At 66.8% G+C, this 695-nt stretch carries 1 protein-coding gene; it reads left to right on the top strand.

Annotation, left to right across the window (positions count from 1 at the left end; genetic code table 11):
• A partial coding sequence (locus DMB66_RS62290; RefSeq protein ID WP_199753332.1) for a hypothetical protein occupies nucleotides 1–294 on the top strand: 294 nt, incomplete at its 5' end.
• Nucleotides 295–695 lie beyond the last annotated feature (401 nt).

The raw sequence follows: 695 nt of genomic DNA, 5'->3' as shown, positions 1-695 counted from the left end.
ACCGTGCTGCAGCAGGACGCCCGTACCGCCCTACGTATCCATCAACCGCAGGTCGTCGTGTGCTCCTGGCCGCCTGCGGGAAACCCGTTCGAACACCACGTGTTCACCGCACCCAGTGTCCAACGCTACATCGTCATCGGGTCACGACACCACGCGAGTACCGGCAACTGGACGGCCTACCGAAGCCAGACCGGGTTCGACCTCGTCGTCGACGAAGAACTCAGCCGGCTCGTGCTTCCACCCGAGGTCGAGCACGCCGTCTACGTGTTCACACGTGCCAAAGCATCATCCTGAATGCGCGATCAACACACGGGGCGATCAGTCCCGACGTCTATTCGCCGTTGCCGGCCATCGGTCTCGGAGGAAGGTCAGCTCGGGTCAACGGCCCTGCCGTCGTGCTCGGCGATTCGCTCACATCGGCGACCAGGTCGTCGCGGGCATAGGCGACCGGGACCGGATCGTGGCGGGCAGCCGCAGACCTCCGCGGCGTCGGTGCAGGACAGGCCGGTCATCTCCCTGGCGGCTGGCACGATCACTGCGACGACAGCCACGGGTCCAGTGCGGTACGGCACCAACGATCGCAGCTCGTCGACCAAGCCGAGGACCGTCGTCGACGACGGGCTACGGCGGTGATCCGAACCTGGTGACGGCTGTCGACGGCTCGGCCGAAGGCGCGCAGGGTATCCCGGCCGGCG

The sequence above is a fragment of the Actinoplanes sp. ATCC 53533 genome (assembly GCF_003947245.1).
Note: the sequence above shows the minus strand (reverse complement) of the source record. Positions and strands in the feature narration are given on the sequence as shown.